The sequence below is a fragment of the Streptomyces sp. SID13726 genome (assembly GCF_010548375.1).
Taxonomy (GTDB): Bacteria; Actinomycetota; Actinomycetes; order Streptomycetales; family Streptomycetaceae; genus Streptomyces.
In genome coordinates, this window is the sequence record NZ_JAAGLY010000813.1 from 1 (window position 1) to 392 (window position 392).

Below are 392 nucleotides of genomic sequence, written 5' to 3' on the forward strand. Positions count from 1 at the left end.
GGCCCGGGAGCTGGAAAGAGCTCAGCCTGCCGTCGGCGTGGTGCCCTTGCCCGCGGCCTTGCAGCCCACGAGCTCGATCATCGTGGCCCGGCCGGTGGTCTTCAGCGAGAGCATTTCGTCCACGCGCGTGTCCTTCTGTGCGAAGGTGAAGTCCGCACGGCCCACCTCGGCGTGCTCCTCGTTCTGGGAGCTCAGGGTGCAGACCCCGGTGACCCCGGCGTCCTTGCGCACCTCCAGCTGCACCTTCACCTCGGAGTCCGAGACCACCTGGAACTTGATCACCTGGGCGCTGACGCTCTGGCCCGCGACGTAGTCCCAGCCGATCCAGCCGACCACGCCCAGCAGCCCGACGCCCAGCACGGAACCGACGATCTTGAGCTTGCGGTCCGCAC

At 68.4% G+C, this 392-nt stretch carries 1 protein-coding gene; it reads right to left on the reverse strand.

Annotated features, from left to right (window positions below; genetic code table 11):
- Positions 1-21: 21 nt before the first annotated feature.
- Positions 22-392 (reverse strand): DUF4307 domain-containing protein (locus tag G3I78_RS50445; RefSeq protein WP_164437390.1); only part of this gene is annotated, 371 nt, incomplete at its 5' end.